Origin of the sequence: Glaciimonas sp. PAMC28666 (assembly GCF_016917355.1) — a bacterium.
GTDB lineage: Bacteria > Pseudomonadota > Gammaproteobacteria > Burkholderiales > Burkholderiaceae_D > Glaciimonas.
The window spans coordinates 4,493,161-4,518,362 of sequence record NZ_CP070304.1 but is presented as its reverse complement, the minus strand read 5'-3'; the positions used below and the strand labels follow the sequence as shown (position 1 = coordinate 4,518,362).

At 49.2% G+C, this 25,202-nt stretch carries 23 protein-coding genes and 1 tRNA gene; 13 read left to right on the top strand and 11 right to left on the bottom strand.

What is annotated here, in order from left to right:
- Positions 1-34 precede the first annotated feature (34 nt).
- From JQN73_RS19250 to JQN73_RS19235, 4 genes are all read left to right on the top strand, one after another.
- A complete protein-coding gene (locus tag JQN73_RS19250) occupies positions 35-1,090 on the top strand; it encodes a bifunctional UDP-4-keto-pentose/UDP-xylose synthase (protein ID WP_205320548.1) in 1,056 nt (351 codons plus the stop codon).
- Between the two features lie 181 nt (positions 1,091-1,271).
- Positions 1,272-2,216: a polysaccharide deacetylase family protein gene (locus JQN73_RS19245; protein ID WP_205320547.1), complete on the top strand. Its 945-nt coding sequence runs from the start codon at positions 1,272-1,274 to the stop codon at positions 2,214-2,216.
- Positions 2,217-2,472: 256 nt separating this feature from the next.
- Positions 2,473-2,922, top strand: coding sequence for a peroxiredoxin (locus tag JQN73_RS19240; protein ID WP_205323477.1), 450 nt, complete (start codon positions 2,473-2,475; stop codon positions 2,920-2,922).
- A 234-nt stretch (positions 2,923-3,156) separates the two neighbouring features.
- Positions 3,157-4,884: a PhoH family protein gene (locus JQN73_RS19235; protein ID WP_205320546.1), complete on the top strand. Its 1,728-nt coding sequence runs from the start codon at positions 3,157-3,159 to the stop codon at positions 4,882-4,884.
- A gap of 181 nt (positions 4,885-5,065) precedes the next feature.
- Here the strand turns inward: JQN73_RS19235 and JQN73_RS19230 are convergent, their stop codons facing one another.
- Complete coding sequence (locus tag JQN73_RS19230) at positions 5,066-6,163, bottom strand: sigma-54-dependent Fis family transcriptional regulator (protein WP_240162334.1); 1,098 nt, start codon at positions 6,161-6,163, stop codon at positions 5,066-5,068.
- 600 nt (positions 6,164-6,763) lie between these two features.
- Here JQN73_RS19230 and JQN73_RS19225 point away from each other — a divergent pair.
- The 4 genes from JQN73_RS19225 to JQN73_RS19210 all read left to right on the top strand — a co-directional run bounded on the left by JQN73_RS19225 (position 6,764) and on the right by JQN73_RS19210 (position 11,853).
- The gene (locus JQN73_RS19225; RefSeq protein ID WP_205320545.1) at positions 6,764-7,201 is read left to right on the top strand and encodes a MarR family winged helix-turn-helix transcriptional regulator; all 438 of its coding nucleotides are present in this window, start codon (positions 6,764-6,766) and stop codon (positions 7,199-7,201) included.
- Between the two features lie 67 nt (positions 7,202-7,268).
- Entirely contained in the window at positions 7,269-8,861 is a 1,593-nt protein-coding gene (locus JQN73_RS19220; RefSeq protein ID WP_370551262.1) for an efflux transporter outer membrane subunit, read from the top strand.
- Positions 8,858-10,105 carry an HlyD family secretion protein gene (locus JQN73_RS19215; RefSeq protein ID WP_205320544.1) on the top strand — a complete coding sequence of 416 codons (1,248 nt, stop codon included), beginning with the start codon at positions 8,858-8,860 and terminating at the stop codon, positions 10,103-10,105. The genes JQN73_RS19220 and JQN73_RS19215 overlap by 4 nt, the downstream gene beginning before the upstream one ends.
- A 188-nt stretch (positions 10,106-10,293) precedes the next feature.
- Positions 10,294-11,853, top strand: a complete 1,560-nt coding sequence (locus tag JQN73_RS19210; protein ID WP_205320543.1) for a DHA2 family efflux MFS transporter permease subunit — start codon at positions 10,294-10,296, stop codon at positions 11,851-11,853.
- 234 nt (positions 11,854-12,087) lie between these two features.
- Here the strand turns inward: JQN73_RS19210 and JQN73_RS19205 are convergent, their stop codons facing one another.
- A complete protein-coding gene (locus JQN73_RS19205; RefSeq protein WP_205320542.1) occupies positions 12,088-13,110 on the bottom strand; it encodes an aldo/keto reductase in 1,023 nt (340 codons plus the stop codon).
- 460 nt (positions 13,111-13,570) lie between these two features.
- Here JQN73_RS19205 and JQN73_RS19200 point away from each other — a divergent pair, with 460 nt between their 5' ends.
- Positions 13,571-14,020: a tautomerase family protein gene (locus tag JQN73_RS19200; protein ID WP_205320541.1), complete on the top strand. Its 450-nt coding sequence runs from the start codon at positions 13,571-13,573 to the stop codon at positions 14,018-14,020.
- A 221-nt stretch (positions 14,021-14,241) separates the two neighbouring features.
- Here the strand turns inward: JQN73_RS19200 and JQN73_RS19195 are convergent, their stop codons facing one another.
- The 7 genes from JQN73_RS19195 to rpsF form a co-directional block, all read right to left on the bottom strand.
- Positions 14,242-15,252, bottom strand: coding sequence for an inorganic phosphate transporter (locus JQN73_RS19195; protein WP_205320540.1), 1,011 nt, complete (start codon positions 15,250-15,252; stop codon positions 14,242-14,244).
- A gap of 132 nt (positions 15,253-15,384) precedes the next feature.
- Positions 15,385-16,011 (bottom strand): DUF47 domain-containing protein, encoded by a 627-nt coding sequence (locus JQN73_RS19190; protein ID WP_205320539.1) that lies wholly within the window; start codon positions 16,009-16,011, stop codon positions 15,385-15,387.
- 149 nt (positions 16,012-16,160) lie between these two features.
- Positions 16,161-17,546, bottom strand: coding sequence for a replicative DNA helicase (locus tag JQN73_RS19185; RefSeq protein ID WP_205320538.1), 1,386 nt, complete (start codon positions 17,544-17,546; stop codon positions 16,161-16,163).
- Positions 17,547-17,670: 124 nt separating this feature from the next.
- On the bottom strand, positions 17,671-18,123 hold the full coding sequence (gene rplI / locus JQN73_RS19180; protein ID WP_205320537.1) for a 50S ribosomal protein L9: 453 nt from the start codon (positions 18,121-18,123) through the stop codon (positions 17,671-17,673).
- A 26-nt stretch (positions 18,124-18,149) separates the two neighbouring features.
- Complete coding sequence (gene rpsR / locus JQN73_RS19175; protein WP_108439014.1) at positions 18,150-18,434, bottom strand: 30S ribosomal protein S18; 285 nt, start codon at positions 18,432-18,434, stop codon at positions 18,150-18,152.
- Between the two features lie 21 nt (positions 18,435-18,455).
- Complete coding sequence (priB, locus tag JQN73_RS19170; protein WP_205320536.1) at positions 18,456-18,770, bottom strand: primosomal replication protein N; 315 nt, start codon at positions 18,768-18,770, stop codon at positions 18,456-18,458.
- Between the two features lie 53 nt (positions 18,771-18,823).
- Complete coding sequence (gene rpsF / locus JQN73_RS19165; protein ID WP_205320535.1) at positions 18,824-19,216, bottom strand: 30S ribosomal protein S6; 393 nt, start codon at positions 19,214-19,216, stop codon at positions 18,824-18,826.
- 276 nt (positions 19,217-19,492) lie between these two features.
- Between rpsF and lexA the strand changes: the two genes are divergently transcribed.
- Entirely contained in the window at positions 19,493-20,167 is a 675-nt protein-coding gene (lexA, locus tag JQN73_RS19160) for a transcriptional repressor LexA (RefSeq protein ID WP_205320534.1), read from the top strand.
- Positions 20,168-20,378: 211 nt separating this feature from the next.
- Here lexA and JQN73_RS19155 read toward each other — a convergent pair whose 3' ends face one another.
- Entirely contained in the window at positions 20,379-21,158 is a 780-nt protein-coding gene (locus tag JQN73_RS19155; RefSeq protein WP_205320533.1) for an RNA methyltransferase, read from the bottom strand.
- A 330-nt stretch (positions 21,159-21,488) separates the two neighbouring features.
- Here JQN73_RS19155 and JQN73_RS19150 point away from each other — a divergent pair, with 330 nt between their 5' ends.
- The 3 genes from JQN73_RS19150 (at position 21,489) to JQN73_RS19140 (ending at position 24,665) form a co-directional block, all read left to right on the top strand.
- Positions 21,489-22,292, top strand: a complete 804-nt coding sequence (locus JQN73_RS19150; protein ID WP_205320532.1) for an inositol monophosphatase family protein — start codon at positions 21,489-21,491, stop codon at positions 22,290-22,292.
- A gap of 252 nt (positions 22,293-22,544) precedes the next feature.
- A complete protein-coding gene (locus JQN73_RS19145) occupies positions 22,545-23,036 on the top strand; it encodes a VOC family protein (RefSeq protein ID WP_205320531.1) in 492 nt (163 codons plus the stop codon).
- 270 nt (positions 23,037-23,306) lie between these two features.
- Entirely contained in the window at positions 23,307-24,665 is a 1,359-nt protein-coding gene (locus JQN73_RS19140; RefSeq protein ID WP_205320530.1) for a DEAD/DEAH box helicase, read from the top strand.
- 427 nt (positions 24,666-25,092) lie between these two features.
- On the opposite strand, the gene JQN73_RS19135 is transcribed toward JQN73_RS19140, so the two are convergent.
- Positions 25,093-25,169 (bottom strand) — tRNA-Pro (locus JQN73_RS19135).
- Between the last annotated feature and the right edge of the window lie 33 nt (positions 25,170-25,202).

The following is a 25,202-nucleotide window of genomic DNA, read 5'->3' as shown; positions in this document are numbered from 1 at the left end:
CCATTAGAATGACAACCAATTACACGATACCAATATGAAAAAAGTTCTTATTCTCGGCGTTAACGGCTTCATCGGCCATCACCTTTCCAAGCGTATTTTGGACACTACCGATTGGCACGTATACGGTATGGACATGATGAAAGACCGCATCGGAGATCTGCTGGATAACGAAGAGTACAAATCGCGCATGCACTTCTTTGAAGGCGACATCACGATTAATAAAGAGTGGGTTGAATACCACGTGAAGAAATGCGACGTCATTCTTCCATTGGTCGCTATCGCTACGCCGTCAACTTACGTTAAAAAGCCATTGCGCGTCTTCGAACTGGATTTTGAAGCGAATTTGCCGATCGTGCGTTCAGCTGCGAAATACGGCAAACATTTGGTATTTCCATCGACCTCCGAAGTGTATGGCATGTGTCACGACGACGAATTTGACCCGGAAGAATCGGAATTAATCTGCGGCCCAATCAATAAGCCACGTTGGATCTATTCTTGCGCCAAGCAATTGATGGATCGCGTGATCTGGGGTTACGGCATGGAAGAAGGCCTCAACTTCACGTTGTTCCGTCCATTTAACTGGATTGGTGCCGGCCTTGATTCGATCCATACGCCAAAAGAAGGAAGTTCACGCGTAGTGACACAATTCTTCGGACACATTGTTCGCGGTGAAAACATTTCATTGGTCGATGGCGGCGAGCAAAAACGCGCGTTCACTTATATCGATGACGGCATTGATGCGCTGATCAAGATTATTGCGAATAAAGATGGTATTGCGAGCGGCAAGATTTACAACATCGGCAACCCGGTCAACAATTACTCGATTCGCGATCTCGCGGCCATGATGCTTAAATTGGCCGCCGAGTACCCGGAATACGCCGACTCGGCCAAGGACGTTAAATTGATCGAAACCACCTCTGCCGCGTACTATGGCAAAGGCTATCAGGACGTGCAAAACCGTGTACCAAAAATCACCAACACTTGTGAAGAATTGAACTGGGCACCAACGACTAATATGGCTGACACATTGCGCAATATTTTTGATGCTTATCGGGGTCAGGTCGCAGAAGCCCGCGCCCTGGTGGATTAATTCAGTAACGCTAAAAGGATTAAGCTAAGTTTCCGCAGGCCTTTTAACACCGCTGCCAATGATCAAATGACAGGCACGCAACATCGTGCGGCCATATGATCATTGCTAGCCATCGAATAAAACGCGCTTCGCGCAACCGCACTGCGCGGGCCAACAAATACTCTCAGGTATTACTCAAAACTTGCCTCTTCTTACCCTAAAAATTGACGCGGATACGTATCGCGGCACCCGCGAGGGAATCCCCAATCTGGTACGTCTTTTAACCAAATATGAGGCACGGGCGACGTTCTTGTTCTCCCTTGGACCGGACCATACAGGCTGGGCATTGAAACAGGTATTCAGGCCAGGATTTTTCAAAAAAGTATCCCGCACATCGGTGGTGGAGCACTATGGCTTGAAAACGCTGATGTATGGCGTTTTGTTGCCGGCCCCTGATATTGGAAAAACGTGCGCCAGTTACATGCAGGCTGTCCAGGCTGCAGGGTTTGAGTGCGGCATTCATACCTGGGATCATCGCGTGTGGCAAGATCACGTCCGTCAAAGTGACGCGGCCTGGACCCAAAGCCTCATGCAAAAATCTTTTGATCGCTTCAAAAGTATCTTTGGCGTCATACCAAAAACACACGGGGCGGCCGGTTGGCAGATGAACGCATATGCGTTCGAGCAGTTAGAGGTTTTTAATATCAGCTATTCATCGGATGGCCGCGCGATGCTGACCGAATCCGGGGCATTAGCCGACCAGTCGGCGGGGCCGCATAGGCTAAGCGTGGCAGGTGTAACGTTGCCATGCGTGCAGCTTCCAACGACGTTACCCACACTGGATGAACTTCTAGGACGGACGATCAATGGTATTGAGTTAAACACAACGAATATAGCGGCGCATTTGTTAAAATTAACGGCTGCCACACGTGACCACGTATTTACCTTGCACGCAGAACTTGAAGGACAAAAACTTGCCCCAATATTCGAGCAGTTACTGCAAGGTTGGCGTGCTCAAGGTTACGATCTGGTTGCGATGGAAGACTACTATCACAAGATAAAAGATCAAGTCATACCCACATTACCAATACGCTGGGCAGAATTGCCGGGCCGTTCCGGCGACATGATCATGCAAGCCATCGTTTGATGCATGTTTGATGCATGTTTGATGCATGGCTGATGCATGTTTGATGCACTCACCTGCAATCTCTGCGCTGATCATTGTATTTTTTAAGTTTCACATGATTTTCGCACAATCATTCATTCACGGTTTCTATACCTGTCGACGAAGGCAGTCCGCTAGACTGGGCCGTAAGGAGCGCACAAGCCCGCAGGCTAGTTTTTCGTGAATTTTAATTCAGAGAAGAGGTTAAAAAGTGGCAAATGACGTATCGATCATTAATATGCCTGTGCCCGAATTTTCCGCCGCCATGACTGGCAACCAAACGTTCACATTGTCCGATTTTCGGGGCAAAAATTTGGTCCTTTATTTTTACCCAAAAGATAATACGCCAGGGTGCACTACGGAAAGCATTCAATTTCGAGAACTGTTTGCCGAATTCCAAAAAAGCAATACATTTATCTTCGGAATCAGTCGCGACAGCATACGTTCGCATGAAGGCTTTAAAGCTAAACTGGAGATGCCGTTCGATTTAATTTCCGATCCTGAAGAAACGTTATGCCTGATGTTTAACGTCATGAAGATGAAAAATATGTACGGCAAGCAACTCCGTGGCATCGATCGAAGTACGTTTGTGATTGACGGCGCTGGTACATTGGTGAAAGAATGGCGTGGAGTGAAGGTGCCCGGGCACGTCACGGATATACTTGATTTTGTGAAGACTATAACTTGAGTTTCTAAATCATTGAATTCTAAAAAAATATTCCCTGGAAAGCCGTTTGAGGATAAGGTCTTTGGCCTTCTCAAACGGCTTTTTTACTTTGCGATTTATAAAACTTCTAAACTATGAACTTGGCAATCGATCTCGTTTATTTGTATTACGTTGTTTTTTAGGCTGTTTCACAGGTTGGTCCGATTCGTGTTTTTCCGCTGCGAACGTTTTTTTTATCCCTAAGCGAGGTTTTTTATGCCCCTACCAAAACTACCGACCAAACCCGCTGCCCTTCTTTCCGTTCAGGATTATCCAAAAGCGGAAGTTGGCAAAACCGTCAAACCGCGCATTGCAATCGTGGAACCAGCTGCCCGCCCGGTTCGCGCTGCGCCAGTAGCGAAATTGATAGCTGCCCCGATCCCGCAGGCGCGCAATAAGCCTGCTGAGAATCGCCCAATTGAAAGTCGTAAATCGGACAAGGCCCCGAACGATAATCCGCGTTCAGTCACAGATAAAACCGCCAAGTCGACAGAAGGTCGCCCCAAATCCAGTACTAGCCGCGCGGCTGACAAATCCGGCGTAACGAAGCTGTTTGTGCTTGATACAAATGTATTGATGCACGATCCTAGTTCACTGTTCCGCTTTGAAGAGCACGACATTTATTTGCCGATGGTGACGCTGGAAGAGCTTGATAACCATAAGAAAGGTATGTCGGAGGTGGCCCGCAATGCCCGTCAGGTCTCGCGTTCTCTCGATGCACTGGTTGGCGATGTAGTGGACGATCAGATCGACCACGGAATTCCGTTATCCAAATTGGGTAATAAGGATGCTAAGGGCCGACTCTTCTTCCAGACCAAGCTTCAAAATGGGACGTTACCCGAAGGATTGCCTGTTGGTAAGGCCGATAACCAGATTCTCGGCGTGGTGCGCGCGCTTGAAGCAGAGACGCCGGGGCGGCCGGTTGTGCTGGTGTCAAAAGACATCAATATGCGTATCAAGGCCCGTGCCATGGGTCTGCCAGCTGAGGATTATTTCAACGATCATGTGCTGGAAGATACTGATCTGTTGTACTCCGGCATTCAACAACTTCCGGATGATTTCTGGATTAAGCACGGTAAAGGTATTGAGTCCTGGCAGGAAAACAAGCTGGGAACCGGCTACACTTTTTATCGGCTGACTGGTCCGTTGGTACCATCACTGCTGGTTAATCAATTTGTATTTATTGAACCGAAGAACGGTGAAGCCGCGTTTTATGGCCAGGTCACGCAGATCAATGGCAAAACAGCCGTGTTGCAATCGCTACGCGATTATGCCCACGCTAAAAACAGCGTTTGGGGCGTGACTGCACGTAACCGCGAGCAGAATTTTGCGCTAAATCTGCTGATGAACCCGGAATGCGATTTCGTCACCTTACTTGGGCAAGCCGGCACCGGCAAGACGCTATTAGCCTTGGCCGCAGGATTAGCCCAGGTATTGGAAACCAAAACGTATAACGAAATCATCGTTACGCGGGTGACGGTTCCAGTCGGCGAAGATATTGGTTTCTTACCGGGTACTGAAGAAGAAAAAATGGGGCCGTGGATGGGTGCATTCGACGATAACCTCGAAGTGCTCAACAAATCAGATTCTGATGCAGGTGAATGGGGTCGGGCTGCGACACAAGATTTGATTCGTTCAAAGATCAAAATCAAGTCACTCAACTTCATGCGCGGTCGGACCTTTGTTAACAAATTCTTGATTATTGACGAAGCGCAAAATTTAACGCCGAAGCAAATCAAGACATTGGTCACTCGCGCTGGCCCCGGCACCAAAATTATTTGCCTGGGTAACATCGCGCAAATCGATACGCCTTATTTGACCGAAGGTTCCAGTGGCTTAACCTATGTGGTGGATCGTTTCAAGGGTTGGTCGCACAGTGGCCACGTTACATTGGCACGGGGCGAACGTTCGCGCTTGGCCGACCACGCCAGTGAAGTCTTGTAATCCAATGTGATCAACTATCCAAGTCGTTAATTTCGGCTACGGACCAGGTTGATTGATGTGAAAAGGGAGCAATTCAGTTGAATTGCTCCCTTTTTTATTGGTTACTTTTCGCTAAGCGTTGTCTGATATAAGGCAGGGACGGCGGATGATTGTCGACACATAAACAGCCATGACACCGCTCTCAACCAATTAAACCAAATCGTTTTAAATGTGTTCTGAGCATGTTACGGGTCACCCCCAAAACCTTTGCAGTCTGCACCTGGTTCTGATTACATCCTGCGAAAGCAGTATGGACGACCACTTTTTCAACAGTTTCGAAGAGATTCGGCTGCGCGAATTGTATGCACTCTGCAATTAACGCCTCAAGCCGATGCTGCATCTGTGAACCTGAATGACCATTCCCATGATCTCTTTGAGGTGCAGTATGCGACGCATATTCCATTATCTCATTCGTTTCGAAATTGGATGGCCGCTGCATATTTCCGGCGAGCTTGAGATCATCTTTAATGATGACGTTTCCATCGCAAACAATCAGTGCGTAATGGATGACATTTTCGAGCTCACGAATATTTCCTGGCCAATCGTAACTTTCAAGCATTTTCTGCGCAACAACACTTAAAGTCACGCCCTCAAGATGCAATCGTTTGCTATATGTCTCAATAAAGTGGCGCGCCAAAGGCAAGATGTCACCCGATCTGGCGCGCAGCGACAACATATTAACCGTCGCGACGCTGAGCCGATAAAATAAATCAGCGCGAAATCTATTCTGGAATATCGCCTGCTGCAGGTCGACATTGGTTGCGGCGACTAATCGCACATCCAGAGGTATGGCGCGTCGCGAACCAAGTCGGACAACCTGGCGTTCTTGCAGGACACGCAGTAATTTTACTTGCAACGAAGCGGGCAATTCCCCGATCTCATCGAGAAACAACGTGCCACCATTGGCAGCTTCAAACCATCCGGAACGTGCATGCGTGGCACCGGTAAAAGCACCCACTTCATGACCAAATAATTCAGCGTCGACCAAGGTCTCACAGAAGGCACCACAGTTCACGGCAATAAATGGGCCGGCCCGCCCGCTCTGCGCATGAATGTGCCGTGCGATCAACTCTTTCCCAGTCCCGGTATCCCCGGTCACCAGCACGGTAGCATCGCTCAAAGCGACGCGTTCAACCTGTTTTAATAACGCGGTAGCGCGCGGATCATGAAATAGCATAGCTTTGGCACTTGCCAAAGGCGGTGCAGCTGTTTGCTCAGGAAAAGTCAGAAGTTTATTCAAAACAAGTTCCACTCAGGACCGTGAATTTTTAAGATTAACAGTTATATTGCCGAGAAGGAACGTTTGTTTTATAAATAATTTATACGGTTTTTGGCCGGATGTGGTTATCCGAAGCTATTAGCTTTTCTCGCCGAGAGCTTTAACTTTATGCAGGTTTGACTGAAGTACCATATTGAACCGAATTCTCCCAAGATGGTGCGGACCTGGTGCGTTAGTGCCTAATGGGAGCTTATTGTTAAATGTTATCTTAACGGCAATCATCGTCCTATTTTGGTGCATGCAAGAAATATTTTTCATTGGGACAAAAACTGAAAAATTTAAAATAAAGTTTTAAAAAAGAAACGTTTCCGTAATAGAGGTACAGAATGTTTGGAATTTGTATTCTAATTTTTGAGGCAAAAAAACAACGTGCGACAGGATCGCCCTCGACTGGCGCGGGCAAGATTGCGACGCCGCATTTTTATCGTGTTTTGCGTCCTTACATCTTCCTGCGAGTTTTTTTAAACTCCTATATAATCTTGCCTAGGCAATGATTAATTAAGAACTTACGTGTCAAATTCCGATAACTCAGCTCCCCTCTTCGCAATAGAAAATTATCAAATGGACGATAGTATCGGCTATTTATTGGCTCGCTCACGCACCATGCTCATGAAGAGCTCGGATGACTTACTGAGCGAATTCGGCATCACGCACACTCAGGGAGCTATCTTATTGATGCTCTCGACTGGCAAATACTCAACTGCTGCAGACTTATCGCGGGAAACATACACCGATGGGGCGTCCATGAAGCGCATGATTGATAGATTAAGCGCCCGTGGGCTGATATTACGGGAGCCCTGCCCGCAAGACCGGCGCCTTGTAAAACTCGGGCTCACCGCTGATGGCGCAGAACTTGCCAAAAAAATACCATTGGTTTTTTGCGCCGTGTTAAATCAACATTTTGCGGGTTTCAGTGCAGAAGAGATTGGTTTCCTAAAATCTCTCTTACGACGCGTGATTGCGAATAATTCACAGCACCAACCCATTAAAATTCGTTGACCAGACAACAAATTTCAGTCCGATCATTATCGCGTGCGCGACTGCCTTTAGGAACTACTTCGATAACATGCCATCATCAACGAATGCCGCGAAACCAATCATTCCAATGAATACATTTCCTTCTTCTCCCCGAACCGCATTACCTTTCATGCCTATGCAGCGCTTCGCTATATGCGCCGTCGCTATCCTTTTATCGGCTTGCGCCAATATGAGCGGCATTCAAACCAGCGCTCACTCGAATACAGCTGCCGATTACGCCACCGCAACGTCGCTACCGAATCAAGGGGGGCAATGGCCTGACGCTTCGTGGGTGACCAGAATCGGTGGCGCTCCGCTGCAAGAATTAACGGACGAGGCCCTGGCCGCGAACCCAGACTTGCAGGTCGCAGCATCCCGCGTCGCCGCGGCGCGTGCAATGGTTGAAGCAGCGGGCGCAAGTTCCAAGCCTCAGGTTGGGGCCAGCTTTTCTACCACCCGCCAACGCTTTACCGAAAACAGCATTTATCCGCCTCCTTTTGGCGGCGAGTATGTGACAGATAATGAATTAGCACTGAACTTTTCTTACGACCTCGACTTTTGGGACAAGCATGGCGCGGAATTACGGTCTGCGCTGTCACAAAGCAAAGCCGCAGAAGCTGAACATTACGCCTCACGTCTTATGCTGACCACCGCCGTTGCTAAGGCATGGATTCAATTAGCACGACAATATGCACAGCTGGATTTAAGTAATCAACAATTAACGTTGCGTGATCAACTGGACCGTTTGACTGAACAACGCTTTAGGGCCGGACTTGACACCCAGAGCGACAATCAACAAAGTCGTTTACAGGTTGCGACTCTACGCAACGATCAGGCGCAATGGATTGAGGCCATCGCCTTAACCCGCAATCAGTTAGCAGCGCTGCTAGGTCAGGGACCGGATCGTGGTTTACGTATCCCCCAGCCTACTCTTCCTGCCGAAATCGCTATTGCCCTTCCCGATCAGTTACCGATGGGCTTACTAGGGCGCCGCGCCGATATCGTGGCTGCGCGCTGGCAGGTCGAAGCCGCACAAAGCGATATCAAAGTGGCGAAAACGGAGTTCTACCCGAACGTCAATTTGTCGGCAATGATCGGATTATCAAGTCTGGGCTGGACCAACTTTCTCAGCAAAAGTAGTATGGTCAATGGTATCGGACCCGCCATTCATTTGCCCATATTTGAAGGAGGCGCGTTACGTGCGCAGTTGAAAGGTCGCGTCGCCGCCTACGATGGCGCAGTTGCGACCTATAACAAGGCACTTACCGATGCATTACATGAAGTCTCGGATCAGGTGCAGTCCTTGCGGGCCGCTGAAATTGTAAAAACAAATCAGGAAGCGGCAACCCAGGCTGCGGAACGCGCTATGAAGCTGGCACAGCAACGTCAACAAGTTGGCACCGCCAACATGCTTCAGGTTGTAGCCACTCAAATTACCTATCTCTCACAGCGCAAACTGGAGCTCGATACACGTGCTCGCCGCGCCGATTTGAGAATAGGTCTGATCAGGTCGTTAGGTGGCGGCTTCGATGCCGGCACTGAAGGACTAACTCCGGCGACAAACAGCGCTCCCGATACAAAAAAAAGCAGCGACAATAACCCATTGTCAAACCGTCCACCTCTTGCGAATGCAGCGTCATGAATACACCTAATCAAACACCTCAAGATCCTAACAATGCTGCACCTCCTGCCAGCGCAGGCGTACCCGACGTCGAACAACCTATTGAGACCAAAGGCAAGCGCCGTGGACTTCTCATTGCGTTCACCGCACTCCTGATCATTGGATTGATCGCGTACGGCATTTGGTGGATGATATTCGCCCGTCATTTCGAAAGCACCGATGACGCATATGTCTCCGGCAACGTGGTTCAGGTAACACCTCAGGTTAGCGGTACAGTAATTGCGATCAATGCTGACGATACCGAATTGGTTACGGCTGGTGTTCCCCTCATCAAACTCGATCAAGCCGACGCGAAAGTTGCACTCGATCAGGCAGAAGCGCAGCTTGCCCAAACGGTGCGGGAAGTACGCACACTTTTTGTCAATAATAGTGCGTTGAACGCAAACGTCACCGCACGTCGAGCAGAAGTGGAAAAAGCCCGCGCCGACTTAGCGCGCCGTCAGCAATTGATCACGACGGGTGCAGTGTCGAAGGAAGAATTGGAACATGCCAAGGTTGCATTACAGGCTGCGGATGCAGCTCTGCTGGCAACGAGTGAACAACTCGCCTCCAATCGCGTATTGACCGACAAGACCACGGTAGCGCAACATCCAAATGTGTTGCACGCGGCGGCTCAGGTTCGCAATATGTACCTAAATTTCGCGCGTACCACATTGCCAGCACCGATCACTGGTTACGTTGCAAAACGTTCAGTCCAGGTAGGGCAACGGGTCGCAGCTGGTACGACATTATTATCCATCGTCCCACTCAATTCATTGTGGGTTGATGCCAACTTCAAGGAAGTGCAAATCTCCAACATGCGTATCGGCCAGCCGGTGACACTGGTGTCGGATTTGTACGGTTCGAAGGTTGAATATCACGGCTCAGTGTTAGGACTTGCGGCTGGCACTGGTTCTGCCTTCGCATTGTTACCGGCACAAAATGCTAGCGGCAACTGGATCAAAATTGTGCAGCGTATCCCTGTGCGTATAACGCTTGATCCTAAAGATCTTGAAACCCATCCGCTGCGGATAGGGGTTTCGATGGATGTCAAAGTCGACATCGCCAAAACGGGAGGAACTTCGCTGACGGCAGGTTCTGCAGCCCGCACTGTTCCTGCTTATAAAACAGAGGTATTCGACAAATCGGGCGAAGAGGCTGATGCAATTATCAGCGGGATTATTGCTGCAAACAATGCACCGAACAACGTGATTGCCGCGCATTAAACTATACGCAATAAAAAAGTCAATATCTGCCGCCGTGGACATCGCTGGAACACTGAATGTAATCAGGTCTCATCATGTTCATGGCATATTTTGTACAAAAACTCCTTTATGAATCACCGCGCAATGCAGTATGAAGCGAAGCGCAGCAGGTTCCGAAAGAAGTCTGATAATCGAACCGGAATGCACGCATGAGTTCCCCTAATCGACCGCCCCAACCATTGCAACCGCTCACCGGCGGGAAACTAGTTCTTGGCACGGTAGCCTTATCGCTAGCCGTGTTCATGAACGTACTCGACTCGTCGATTGCAAACGTATCTATTCCCGCAATTTCGGGAGATTTAGGCGTATCGCCGCAACAAGGCACTTGGGTTATTACCTCATTTGCGGTGGCCAACGCAATTTCAGTACCCTTGACTGGTTGGCTGACCCAGCGTTTTGGTCAGGTCCGCCTGTTTATTACCTCGATTATCCTATTCATTTTGTCATCAACGCTGTGCGGTCTGGCGCCGAGCATGGAAGTATTGATTGCAGCGCGGGTTTTACAAGGTGCAGTTGCCGGTCCGATGATCCCGTTATCGCAGTCGCTATTACTCGGAAGTTATAAGCCCTCAAAAAGTGGGATGGCCCTGGCGTTTTGGGGAATGACGACCCTCGTTGCACCAATTATGGGGCCGCTGCTGGGAGGATGGATTTCTGATAATTACACCTGGCCGTGGATTTTTTATATCAATATTCCGATCGGTGTTTTCGCCGCTTGGGCAACCTGGTCCATTTATAAAGAGCGGGAGTCGGCAACCCGCAAGTTGCCCATCGATGCGGTAGGCTTGGGGCTTCTCGTGGTCTGGGTAGGATCGTTGCAAATCATGCTGGATAAAGGCAAAGAACTTGATTGGTTCAACTCCGGCCAAATCGTTATTCTGACCGCGGTCGCGGTTATTGCCTTTATCTATTTTGTAATTTGGGAGCTAGGAAGTAAGCATCCGGTTGTCGATCTATCGCTATTCAAAAGTCGCAACTTCAGCGGCGGCGTAATAGCCATCTCGATCGGCTATGGTTTGTTTTTTGGTAGTCTGGTCATTCTGCCGCTATGGTTGCAAACGCAGCTTGGGTACACTGCTACATTGGCAGGGGAAGTGATGGCACCAGTGGGTATTTTTGCGATTATCTTGTCACCGCTCATCGGTAAAATATTACCAAAAGTGGACGCCCGTTGGGTCGCGTCAGCAGCGTTCCTGATTTTTGCACTGGTGTTCTTTATGCGCTCGGGATTTACGCAGAATGTCGATACCATGCAGTTAATGATCCCCACTGTGATTCAAGGTGCTGCGATGGCGATGTTCTTTATTCCATTGACATCCATTATCTTATCCGGTCAGCCGCCCGACAAGATACCTGCTGCGGCTGGTCTGTCAAATTTCGTGCGAATTATGTTTGGTGGAATCGGGACCTCTATCACCAGTACGTTTTGGGATCGCCGCACCGCATTGCATTATTCGCAACTATCAGAACATAGCGGACCTTCGAATCCGGCCTTTAACGATGCGGTACATGGATTAACGGCGCAAGGTATGTCCCCCCAAGGTGCCTATGCCGTGATCGATAGATTGATGACAGTTGAAGCTAGCACAAAGGGAGCGACGGACATTTTTTGGATCTCGGCCGTATTGTTTTTGTTTTTGGTGGCATTAGTGTGGTTAACCAAGCCGATACGGTCGACTGGGCCGATTGACGCTGGCGGTGCACATTGACGCGAAAGTGTTAATGGGGAGCGCATTGCCTGCGGTTACGAATGTTGAATAATCAAAAATAAAATGGATGGTGTGTATTAAAATACATACCATCCATTTTTGTTTTGGGCGCAAAGCAGAGCCCGAAAAAAAGCAACGTCACCGGTATCCTGGCTGCCTTAATCCTTTAGCACAGCCGCTTTCCTGTATTCAAATCTAATCTGACGCTACGGCCTCTGCATGAGCGAAGCCTGATTAACCACGTTCGTTTAGCATAGGAAAGCCCTGTTGATGCCACACCGGATAGGCTGGCGACACATCGCTTGCAAGATCCAGCGCTGCCACCTGTTCAACACTAAGGTTCCAACCGGTGGCACCGATATTTTCGATCAATTGTTTTTCGTCGCGCGCGCCGATGATGACGCTGGAGACCGTGTCGCGTTGCAGGAGCCAGTTCAGCGCTACCTGCGGAATAGTTTTCCCCGTCTGAGCTGCAACAAGATCGAGCGCGTCGACAATTTTGAATAGTCGCTCCTCTTCGAAATAGGGACCGGTCCCAGCGATATCATGCGCGCGGGTACCCGGTTTGGCTGGTTGATCACGGCGAATTTTGCCGGTCAGTTTGCCCCAGCCCAGTGGACTCCAGATCAACGCACCAATACCCTGATCGACACCGAGCGGCATCAACTCCCATTCATAGTCGCGATTAAGCAGTGAATAATAAACCTGGTGCGCGACATGGCGTTGATAACCGTAGCGTTCGGATACCGCAAGCGACTTCATCATGTGCCAACCAGAAAAATTCGACCCGCCAACATAGCGGACCTTCCCTGACCGCACAAGCTGATCCAGCGTCGCCATGGTTTCTTCTACCGGCGTATTGTTGTCTTGCCCGTGCAGCTGGAGCAAGTCGATATGATCGGTGCCGAGCCGTTTCAATGAGCCCTCCACCGCTTCTATCAGATGCTGACGTGATGAACCGAAGTCATTGGCCCCTTCACCCATTGGAAAGGTGGCTTTGGTAGAAATCAGAAGCTGCCCACGCTTGCCTTTAATTGCCTCACCCAGAATCTGCTCCGACATTCCATCGGAATAAACATCGGCGGTATCGAACATTGACACCCCATGTTCCAGACACACATCGATAAGTCGCTCCGCGCCGCGTGCGTCCGTGCTTCCCCATGCCTTAAAAAAGTCATTGCTGCCGCCAAACGTCGCCGTGCCGAAGCTTAGCGCGGGCACCCGAAGGCCTGATTTACCGAGTCGTCTATGTTCCATATATTTTTTCCTGTGCTTAAAATTTACGGTTTATTTTTTGTTTGGAAAAGTCTCCAACGCTTGATGTGTCGATAGCACGCGACCTATCTACGTGAACGAAAGCTGTATTTCTCAGTTTTTATTGTAGCACCATAGAAACAATCACGAGCCCGCAAGGGCTTGGATGGATTGACCCGCGCGCTCCATGACTGCAGCGCCTCCGGTCTCAGCTGCATGGCAACTTCCTATCGGTAAAAAACAGTCACCTAAAGCTGGTTTGAAGAATCCCGCGTATTTAGCGGTTAGCGGTTAGGGACCACTTATAACTTACGGTCCCCTACTTTCACCGCCCTTTCTGGGCTAACCGGATTATTGGAGCCGGTTTATACTTGAAATGGTGTCTATTGAGTCAGACCAAGGCTCTCCGGCGCCAATCCATATTTACCGCCATCAGGATTGTCTAATGTTCAGGAGAAGCATCATGCCGACCTATCAGGTTTATACGTCCGAAAACTGCCTTACTGCCGCAACAAAAGCACGCATCGCGCAAGCTATCACCCGTACGCACAGCGAAGTGACTGGTGCCGATAACTTCTTTGCACAAATTTTGTTCACCGAAAAATTATCAGAAGACTACTACCTTGGCGGCCGTCCATTGCGAGCAAATCATCTATTCATTCACGGAGTTATACGGGCGCGCAGCCTGGACATAAAAAAAGTGCTGATCGAAAAGTTAGTCGCCGCCGTGGCGGAGGCCGCATCACTGCATCGGCGGTATATATGGGTGTACGTATCGGACTTGCCGCCCGACCTGATGGTCGAATTCGGTCACGTTCTTCCGCAACCGGGAGAAGAGGCGGTCTGGACCGATGCTCTTCCCACGGAGGATCGGGAGTATATGCAAAGCACCGATTATCTTGGGAGTAATTAATTGATTCTTAATTCTTAATTCTTAATTATCGATTATTGACTGCTTTTAATTCTATTGCTTTTAATTACGGGTATGACCCATCCTGAAATACGTTGACACTTTTTATCGTAACTTTCCGCGAACAATACCAACTAAAAAGCCGTCGTAAACGGAAACGGGCCATACAAATTATGTTGTATGGCCCGTACCGTTGCAGCGAAAATTTCGCCATCAACCACAAATTACAAAAATTGCTTACCGACCCACCAGGCAATTGCCGCAATAAATGCCGAAGCTGGAATCGTAAAAATCCACGCCCAGACAATGTTACTAGCAACGCCCCATCGTACCGCCGACATCTTGCGCGAAGCACCGACCCCGACAATCGCACCGGTGATTGTGTGTGTCGTCGACACTGGCACGCCCAGGATAGTGGCCATAAATAAAGTAATCGCGCCCCCCGTTTCAGCGCAGAACCCGCCGACCGGTTTTAACTTGGTGATCTTTTGTCCCATGGTTTTGACGATACGCCAGCCACCGAATAATGTGCCCAGACTGATGGCACTATAACAGGACAGAATCACCCACCAGGGCGGCAACGAATCGGCACCATTTGATACCCCGGCAGCAATCAACAACATCCAGATGACGCCAATAGTTTTCTGGGCATCGTTACCGCCGTGACCCAGGCTATACATCGATGCAGACACCAGTTGCAGGCGTCTAAACCACTTATCGATCTTACGCGGCGTCGACCGAACAAAAATCCACGACACCAGTACCATCATGATTGAGCCGAAAACAAATCCGAGCAATGGCGATAAGACAATAAAAGCGATTGTTTTGATCAGGCCGGAAGAGATCAATGCGCCGGTACCGGCTTTCGCCACTGCAGCACCAACCAAACCGCCGATCAGAGCATGTGAAGAGGACGAAGGAATACCGTAGTACCAAGTTAAAATATTCCAGCAGATCGCACCGATGAGTGCACCGAAAACGACGTAATGGTCGACTACTTCCGCGTGAATGGTACCTTTCCCTACTGTGGCAGCGACGTGCAACTGGAACACGGCAATCGCTACAAAGTTGAACACCGCGGCCATAGCGACGGCCTGCTGAGGCTTCAAGACACCGGTGGAGACCACCGTGGCAATAGCATTCGCTGCGTCATGAAAGCCGTTCATAAAATCGAACACCAGGGCTAACGCGACCAGGAAAGCAAGAACGTAAATACTGATATGAAGAGTTTGCATGGAAAATTGAGTCGTTTTAAATACATCGAGGTGGCAGGACAAGTATTGACACTTATTATCGTAGACGGCAGCTGAATCAACTGCCCCACCATGGCTCAGCACGTTATTTCAACCGCGCTGTGGCGAAAGACCTTAGGCGTTTTCTACGATGATGCCTTCAATGATATTTGCGACGTCTTCACAACGATCCGTCACGGTTTCCAGAATTTCATAAATTGCTTTTAATTTAATCAGCGTACGGACATCCGGTTCGTCGCGGAAAAGCTTCGACATTGCGGCACGCATGACGTGGTCGGCATCCGATTCAAGACGATCGATTTCCGCGCAAATCTCCAGAATCTTGGTCGAATTATCCATGTTATGTAGCAATGCCACCGCAGACTTCACCTTCTCTGCACAAGCCAGACATAATTCTGCAAGACGCTTGGCTTCTGGCGTAATCGCTTTGATGTCATACAAGGAGATCGTTTGGGCTGCATCCTCGAGCAAATCGAGGATGTCATCCATACGCGTAATTAACTTGTGAATATCATCACGATCAATTGGCGTAATGAAGGTCTTGTGCAGCATATCAATCGCGGCATAAGTAATCTTATCGGCTTGCTTCTCAATGCCCTCGATAGCATGAACCCTGATTTCCAAATCGTCGAAATTGGTCATCAATGCCACCATTTCTTTTGCGCCCTTTACGCATAACTCGGCATGTTGATTAAAGAGCTCAAAGAATTTGCCCTCGGTGGGCATTAAGCGTGCAAACATATTTTTTCTCTCTTCTTCGTTAAATCTGGATTAATCTTTGCTGTGCTACCTGAAACATCGACCAATATGTCTTTATTATCGGGCAACGAAAACGCCATATCTGAAAATGTGGGTAATGATGTGTGTCCGCACTAAGCACTAGCGCGTGATTAGTCTCCACCCTGTGGTGCACCTAGCCCGCCTGTGTAATTCTCAAATTTAGTATATTGCCCAAGGAATGTAAGCCGCAGACTACCAATCGGACCGTTACGCTGCTTACCGACGATTATTTCTGCAGTCCCTTTTTCCTGCGAGTCAGGGTTGTAAACTTCGTCGCGATAAATGAATAAAATAACATCAGCATCTTGCTCAATCGCACCCGACTCGCGTAAATCGGACATGATTGGACGTTTATTGGGGCGTTGCTCCAGCGAACGATTCAACTGTGACAGTGCAATTACCGGACACTGCAATTCTTTGGCCAAACCTTTTAGATTTCGAGATATTTCGGAAATTTCAGTGGCGCGATTCTCGCCAGCTGTGTTGCCCGACATTAACTGCAAATAATCGATGATGATGAGTCCTAACTTGCCACACTGCCGCGAAAGTCGTCGAGCACGCGCGCGAAGCTCCATGGAGCTTAATGCCGGCGTTTCATCGATGTAAAGCTGAGCATCATTCATTTTTTGAATGGCGTGCGTCAGGCGCGGCCAGTCTTCATCGTTAAGGCGCCCGGTCCTCAGACGATGCTGGTCGAGGCGGCCAACTGAGCCTAACATACGCATGGCGAGTTGGGTGCCTCCCATTTCCATCGAGAACACCGCCACTGGCAGTCCGCTTTCTATGGCGACGGTCTCACCGATATTAATTGAAAATGCTGTTTTGCCCATTGATGGGCGACCGGCGACAATAATAAGGTCCCCTGGCTGCAAACCAGATGTCATTTTATCAAGATCAGCAAAGCCGGTTGGCACTCCGGTAATTTCGCTTTGATTATCTCGGCTGTACAACTCATCAATCCGCTCAACTACCTGCGTCAGCAAGGGTTGGATTTCCTGAAACCCTTGGGCGCCCCGCGAGCCTTCTTCGGCAATCGCAAAAATCTTCGATTCAGCCTCATCCAGCATCTGCTTGACTTCTTTACCCTGCGGACTGAACGCCTGGCCTGAAATTTCATCCGCTACCGTAATCAATTTACGCAGAATACCGCGATCACGCACAATTTCAGCGTAGCGACGAATATTGGCTGCTGAAGGTGTATTTTGTGCAAGCGCATTAAGATAGGTCAGACCGCCGACCTCTTCGGCCTTGCCGGTGCTACCCAATGATTCAAATACCGTAATAACGTCTGCCGGTCGGGAGTTATTGATCAGTTTGACGATATGTTGAAAAATAATGCGATGGTCGTACCGATAAAAGTCGTCTGCCCGAACAAAGTCGGCGATTCTATCCCAAGCGGCATTATCGAGTAGCAACCCGCCCAGAACGGATTGCTCCGCTTCGATTGAGTGAGGTGGTACGCGTAGTGAATCTAACTGTGGATCTGAAGGTGGCATGGCGCGAATTATACCTGCTTACAAGTTTAGCTCTGTTGCAGTAAACAAAAAAAGGACAATAAAAAAGCCGGGAAAACCCGGCTTTTTAACATTTCAACAAGTAGTTACAACACGTTTAATTAAATTAAGCGTGCTCACCGATCACAGCAACAGTAACGTCAACTAAAACGTCAGTGTGCAACGATACGGCAACAGCGTGATCGCCAACGGTTTTCAGAGGGCCGACTGGCAGGCGTACTTGTGATTTTTCAACCGCAAAACCTTGCTTGGTCAACGCTTCAGCGATATCAGCATTAGTGACAGAACCGAACAAACGGCCATCAACACCTGATTTTTGCGAAATCTTCACGGTCAAACCGTTCAATTTTTCGCCTTGCGCTTGAGCGGCAGCCAATTTGGCAGCTGCAGTTTTTTCAAGTTCAGCGCGCTTAACTTCAAACTCAGCGATTGCTGTAGTTGTAGCACGGCGAGCCAGACGTTGCGGGATCAGAAAGTTACGTGCGTAACCATCTTTAACACGAACGACTTCACCCAGATTGCCGACATTAACGACTTTTTCTAACAGAATAATTTGCATGTTTTTCTCCTATTTCAAGTCGTCAATTAAACGTTGTGCAGATCGGTGTAAGGCAGCAACGCAAGGAAACGCGCGCGTTTGATCGCGGTGTCAACTTGACGTTGGTAAATAGCCTTGGTACCTGTCAGGCGTGCTGGCATAATTTTGCCATTTTCCTGAACAAAATCTTTCAATGTATCGACGTCTTTGTAATCAACGCTAGCGACGTGGGCCGCTGTGAAACGACAAAACTTTTTACGCTTGAACAGCGGGTTTTGTTGTTGACGCTTGTTTTTCAGTTTGCTTTTATCGAACTTTTTACCGAATGCCATTTGAGGCTCCTGTATAAATAATTACGCCACAGTTTCAGCTGCAGCAAATTCAGTGATGTGAAATACCAGACTTCTACCGTTACGACTCTTGCGTGCCAAAAATCCCGTGAACCAATAGTGACCACCTAATACCGTCTGATTGAATCGCCCCGATATCTCACCTATGGCAAGAGCGGCAATTTCGAATTCAACCTGACGTTCAATTCCTGCTTCATGTGGTGAAGAACGACTCAGCAATGTTGCTGAAACGATCGGTATACCAGCTGGCGTATAACGCAATACTTCGCGTTCTGCGATTTCGGCCACCAATTGAAGCACGTTGTTAGTTTGGTTCACTCCGGTCTATTTGGAAATATGGTAAAGCAACGAGTGCAAGTTAATCGGTAAAATCAGGCGGCTGCCGGAGCTGACGCTGGTGCGGCCGGTGCATCAGTACGATGGCTTTTAGCAGCATCTTCTTTTTGCACAGCTTTCATCATTGGCGATGGACCAGTTTCAGCTTTCTTCAGCTTGACCGTCAGGTGACGCAAAACAGCATCATTGAATTTGAAACCAGTTTCGATTTCTGTCAGTGTTTCGCTGTCGCATTCGATGTTCAGGCAAACGTAGTGTGCTTTTGCCAATTTTTGGATCAGGTAAGCCAACTGACGGCGACCCCAATCTTCAACGCGATGAACAATACCGCCACGTGTAGTGACAATACCCTTGTAGCGTTCGATCATTGCAGGCACTTGCTCGCTTTGATCCGGATGGACGATAAATACGATTTCATAATGACGCATGTAAGCTCCTTTTTGGACTGTTTGAAAATAGCCCACCCCGGCGTCAAGACGAGTGTGGGAAGAGGAAAGTCCGTAACTATACAGTGAAACTCTCCAAAACTCAACGCCCGCGATGCCGGGGCTAAATTAACATCAATAATTGCTAAATTTACTTGCTTTCAGGGGAATACTGTACAAAAATACAGACTGTTTATATACACAGCCCTGGCAAGCAACGCGATCGCCTCTTTATACCCATTTATTTGCATCTGACTTTCTTAAATAGCCACCACCAATATGATCAAATTAACCGCGCGCCAACAACAAATACTTGATCTCATCAGGGACGCTATCGAGAACACCGGCTTTCCCCCAACACGTGCTGAAATCGCCTCGGAACTGGGCTTTCGCTCAGCCAATGCCGCCGAGGAACACCTGCAAGCACTGGCGCGTAAGGGTGCAATTGAAATTTCTCCCGGCACCTCGCGCGGAATTCGACTTTTGAATAAAGGGCCAGCTCCGACGAGCAAGCGAACCGGGGGCGATGCAGGACAGCAATTCACCCTGCCTCATCCGGCATTAATGCAGCTCAATTTGCCGCTGGTCGGCCGCGTGGCTGCTGGCTCACCCATCCTGGCACAAGAACATGTTCAGGCGCGTTACAACGTCGATCCGACGTTTTTCAGTGATAAACCCGACTACTTACTTAAAGTACGCGGGATGTCTATGCGCGACGCAGGGATTCTGGACGGAGACTTGCTGGCCGTGAAGAAAACTGAATCGGCCAGAAATGGCCAAATTGTCGTGGCACGTTTAGGCGATGACGTGACCGTCAAGCGATACCAAAAAACCGGTGCGTCCATACAACTACTGCCAGAAAATCCTGACTTTGAACCCATTATTGTCGGCGAAGATCAGGATGACTTTGCGTTAGAAGGCTTGGTGGTCGGATTGATGCGCAACTGGGGCTGATCGTCGAAAATTATTTTCGGTTCAATATCGGGTTAGTTGACGACACTTCGTTTTGAACTGATTAATTTTCGGGGCATATCTAGAAAACACCGCAAACAGACCAGCCACCAAGTGATACTCCGTTAGCGATATTGCTGATTATGCAAGCAATAACGCCAATAAAAAATTAACAACAAGTTGGTAATCTACCTTTTTCTCATCGCAATCACAGCTAATCAAGACGGCGCCGCTTAGTCAGAATCTGATTGGCGATACCACGCAAAATATTAACCTCTTCAGTCTCCAGCCCGGCCCGGGAGAACAAACGCTTCAAGCGCGGCATCAATTTTTTGGGATGCGCAGGGTCAAGAAAATCGATTTCAATGAGCGCTTTTTCCAAATGGGCAAACATACCTTCAATCTCAATTAAATTAGCGACGTCTCCCTGAAATCCAATTTCGCCGCCAGCGCTGCTCAAATCTGCCGGTTGCTCTGCTCCTTCGGCCACCCGACATTCGTAGGCCAGCACCTGGACCGCCTGAGACAAATTCAAGGAGGAATATTCAGGATTCGCCGGGATGTTAATTAAAACATTACATTTTTCCACAATTTCATTTGGCAAACCATAGCGCTCACTTCCAAACAAAATTGCTCCCGTTAGGGTGGCGTCGGAGGCTAACTGTGCCGCTACTGCCCGAGGCGCCATGACCGGAGGGGAGAATTCGCGCAGGCGAGCGCTTAACGCTGCGGCAAAATTGCATCCTGCCAAGGCTTGCTCGACAGTGTCAACAATCCGAGCCGAGGCTAAAATATCTTGCGCGCCACTGGCTAGCGCAATGGCCTCGTCGCGCTGCAAGACGTCAGGATAGCGGGGATTTACTAGCACCAGCTCAGAAAATCCCATCGTTTTGATGGCACGTGCGGCTGCCCCGACATTGCCGGGACTGCTGGTATCAACCAGCACAAAGCGTAAGCGATTGAAAAGAGACGTGTTGGTTTTTGTCAGGTTCATTTAAAATAGCGTCATTCGCAGGTTAATTTTCAGGAAACGCTGATGTTCGGTGTTGTGAAGTATTAGCTTGGAGCCTGTCAGATTGACGGGATCAAAGCGAAAAATATGCTGGGTCCAGACAGATTTTGCCAGAGTAGACGTGTCAATAGCTAGCTATCGATCATGAAACTCGCGAAATAGGGATATTCCAAATTATTTTGCAGCCGATCCGTTTTTGTCTCCAGCCTTCTCTTTCCGTCAAGACGGCCTGCATCGCTCATTATTAATAATATAGGTTGGTTCTGTTCCTTTCGGCACAGTGCCGCCATTTTAACGGAACCAAACTCAGATATGCATCCTATGCTCAATACGGCCATCAAGGCCGCCCGTCGCGGTGCCGCAGTGATATCGCGCGCCTCTTTTGATCTTGACCTGCTTCAGGTCGAAAAAAAAGCCCATAACGATTTTGTCACTGAAGTCGATAGGAATGCTGAAGCGGCAATTATTGATGTTCTGAAGAATGCTTATCCAGACCACGCCATTCTGGCCGAAGAGTCCGGTGCATCGGATAATCTCCACGACGAAAACGAAAACGTCTGGATTATCGATCCAATCGATGGCACGACCAATTTTATACACGGCTTCCCCCAATACTGCGTATCGATTGCTCTTCAGCATCGCGGCCAAATTACCCAAGCAGTCATCTACGACCCTACCCGCAACGATCTGTTTACCGCTAGCAAGGGTGCCGGCGCTTACTTAAACGAAAAACGTATTCGCGTCAGCAAACGTACTCGCATTGCCGACGGCCTGATCGGTACCGGTTTTCCGTTTCGTGAAACAGAAGGACCGGTCATGGACGAATATATGAAAATGTTCCGCGTCATGAGCCAGAGCTGCGCCGGCCTACGCCGTCCCGGTTCGGCCGCGCTCGACCTGGCGTATGTGGCTGCGGGCCGTTTGGATGGCTTTTTCGAAAAGGGTCTGAAACCTTGGGATATCGCGGCCGGGACCTTATTGATCACTGAATCAGGCGGTATCGTTGGTAACTTTGTCGGTGATTCTGACTATCTCTATAAAGGCGATGTGTTGGCGGGCAACCCAAAGATTTTTGCACAACTGGTTAGTTTGCTATCCCCATACGCAAAAAAGTAGAAAATAATCAAACGGCATCCTATCCTGAGGATGGTGCCAGTATGACGCGGCGGGACCAATTCATCAATTCGCTTGCTGGTGGAATAATACCAACCAACTGAGCGAGCTAAATGACCGGCGCTGCTGACGGCATCATATGTTTTCATATGATGCCGTTTTCACATCATCAGCGCTTACCGCTGCGATAACGTGGGCTAAAGGGGTCCATCGTTTACCCCACTTGTGTAAAAAAACCAACTCAGGAGAAAAATCATGACAGTGAAAGCCATCCCAGAAGGTTACACCAGCTTAACCCCTTACCTCATTGTAAAAGGTGGAACCGACGCGATCACGTATTATCAAAATGCTTTCAACGCGGTCGAATTAATGCGCATGAATGGGCCAGATAACAAAGTCGGGCACGCGGAGATGCAAATTGGCAATGCGCGCTTCATGCTTGCTGACGAATTCCCCGAAATGGGCTTTCATAGTCCGCAGTCAGCAGGCAGCGCGGGTGTGAGTATGCTGATCTATGTCGAGAACGTTGACAGTCTGTTTCAACAGGCGCTTAGCGCTGGCGGCAAGCAACTGAAACCTTTGCAGGATCAGTTTTATGGTGACCGCTCCGGCACGCTAGTAGATCCATTCGGCCACGTCTGGACAGTCGCAACGCATATCGCCGATTACTCGGAAGAGGAACTACCGGAGCGAGCATGCGCTGCAATGAAGGGACAAGGGCAGTCTGTCAGCGCCGAAAAACAATAATCACGGCTGTCTTTATTTTAGGTGCGGCTGGGGAAGTCCGAAAACTTCAACCGTTACCGCACAAAACCCCGGTTTGCTGTTGTTCGCTGTTATACTCTGCGCGAGTGCGGTCATTCTCCAGTCAAATGTCGCCGCAAGGGAACCATACAGGTTTAATTCAGCAGCTTTAAGCCGTCTCGAATAACCCCCCGGTTCCTGAATTCACTAATCCCGTTTGCCTGCGACTGGCGCCCGAGCGGCGACAGGCCGATATTATTCTATTGAGCTTCCATGTTATTTTCTGAACTCGGCTTGTCCGATGCCATTGTTCGCGCTGTTACCGAGCACGGCTACACTACCCCCACCCCTATTCAAGCGCAGGCAATTCCTGCCGTACTCGCCGGTGGAGATTTGTTAGCAGGCGCACAAACCGGCACCGGTAAAACGGCTGGCTTCACGCTGCCCGTTTTGCATCGACTCGCTACCTCTCCAACCAATCCAACCGGCCCGCAGCGCCCAATTCGGGCGTTGATTTTGACACCGACACGTGAGCTGGCGGCGCAAGTCGAAGAAAGCGTTCGCCTGTACGGTAAATATTTGCCATTAACTTCGGCGGTTATTTTTGGTGGCGTTGGCATTAATCCCCAAATCAAAATCCTAAAGCATGGCGTCGATATTTTGGTGTGTACACCGGGCCGCTTGTTGGACCACATGCAACAAGGTACCGTCAATCTGAAGCATGTTGAGATTCTGATTCTGGACGAAGCAGATCGTATGCTCGATATGGGCTTCATCCGCGACATTAAAAAAATCCTTGCGGTGCTGCCGAAAAAACGCCAGAACTTACTGTTCTCGGCGACCTTCTCAGACGATATCAAAATACTTGCTGACAGCTTGCTGAACTCACCAGCAATGATTGAAGTTGCGCGTCGCAACTCGACCGTTGAAGTCATTCAGCAAAAAATCCACCCCGTTGATCGCGATAAAAAGCATCCGTTATTAGCGCATCTCATTAAGACCTACTCGTGGCCGCAAGTGTTGGTGTTTACCCGAACCAAACACGGCGCGAATAAATTGGTTGAGCAGCTCGGCAAAGACGGAATCAGCGGTATGGCGATCCATGGCAACAAAAGCCAGTCTGCCCGTACCAAAGCGCTTGCAGAATTCAAAGACGGCAGCCTTCAGGTATTGGTGGCGACCGACATCGCTGCACGCGGTATTGACATTGATCAGCTGCCACACGTGGTCAACTATGACCTTCCTAATGTTCCAGAAGATTACGTCCATCGCATCGGTCGCACCGGCCGTGCTGGTGCCACCGGCGAAGCGGTATCACTGGTTTGCGTCGATGAACATCAGATGTTGAAAGACATCGAAAAGTTAATCAAACGCGAATTACCAAAAGAAATTATCGCTGGCTTCGAACCAGATCCAAACGCGCGCGCGCAACCGATCCAGTTGCGTAGTGGTGGTGGCGGTGCTGGCGCAGGTGGAAATCGGGGCGGTGGTGGACGCTCACAAGGTCAGCGGACAGCCGGAGCCGGTAAAGCACCCGCATCAAAGCCAAACACTGGCCCAGCCAGAAGTGGTGGCGGCAATTCACAAGCCCGTCCCGCAGCACCGCACCGCTCGGGTGGCCGTGGTCGCTAAGTAATTTGCAGCATTGAAGGCTTTAGAGCCAATCAAATGGTCGCATCATTTTCTTAATGAAAATGATGCGGCCATTTTCATTAAGCCCATCAAAAGCGGAGTGATCATGTTTGCGTCTTTTACCGCAAAAAGGTGCCGTCTGCGTAACAGATAAAACGCGAGGGGCGCTTACGCCAGGCATCATATGGTTAAGAACTACGCGACCACTGGCCATAGATCAGAAAACATCCGGCCGGATTAATGCTGACCTGCCTTGATGGAGCTGGGAAATTGAGATAAAGACGACAGGCAGGCATTGAAGAATAACGACTGGCTGAACGGCTAACGCAAACGTGACGCCGATGTCACGCTGGTCGATTTTAATTTTCTATAATGTGCCGCTAAAAATAAAAAAGGCCTGTCAAAGACAGGCCTTTTTTATTCAATATGGTCGGAGTACAAGGATTCGAACCTTGGACCCCCTGGTCCCAAACCAGGTGCGCTACCGGGCTGCGCTACACTCCGAAGACACGCATAGTACACGGAAACACCGCCAGG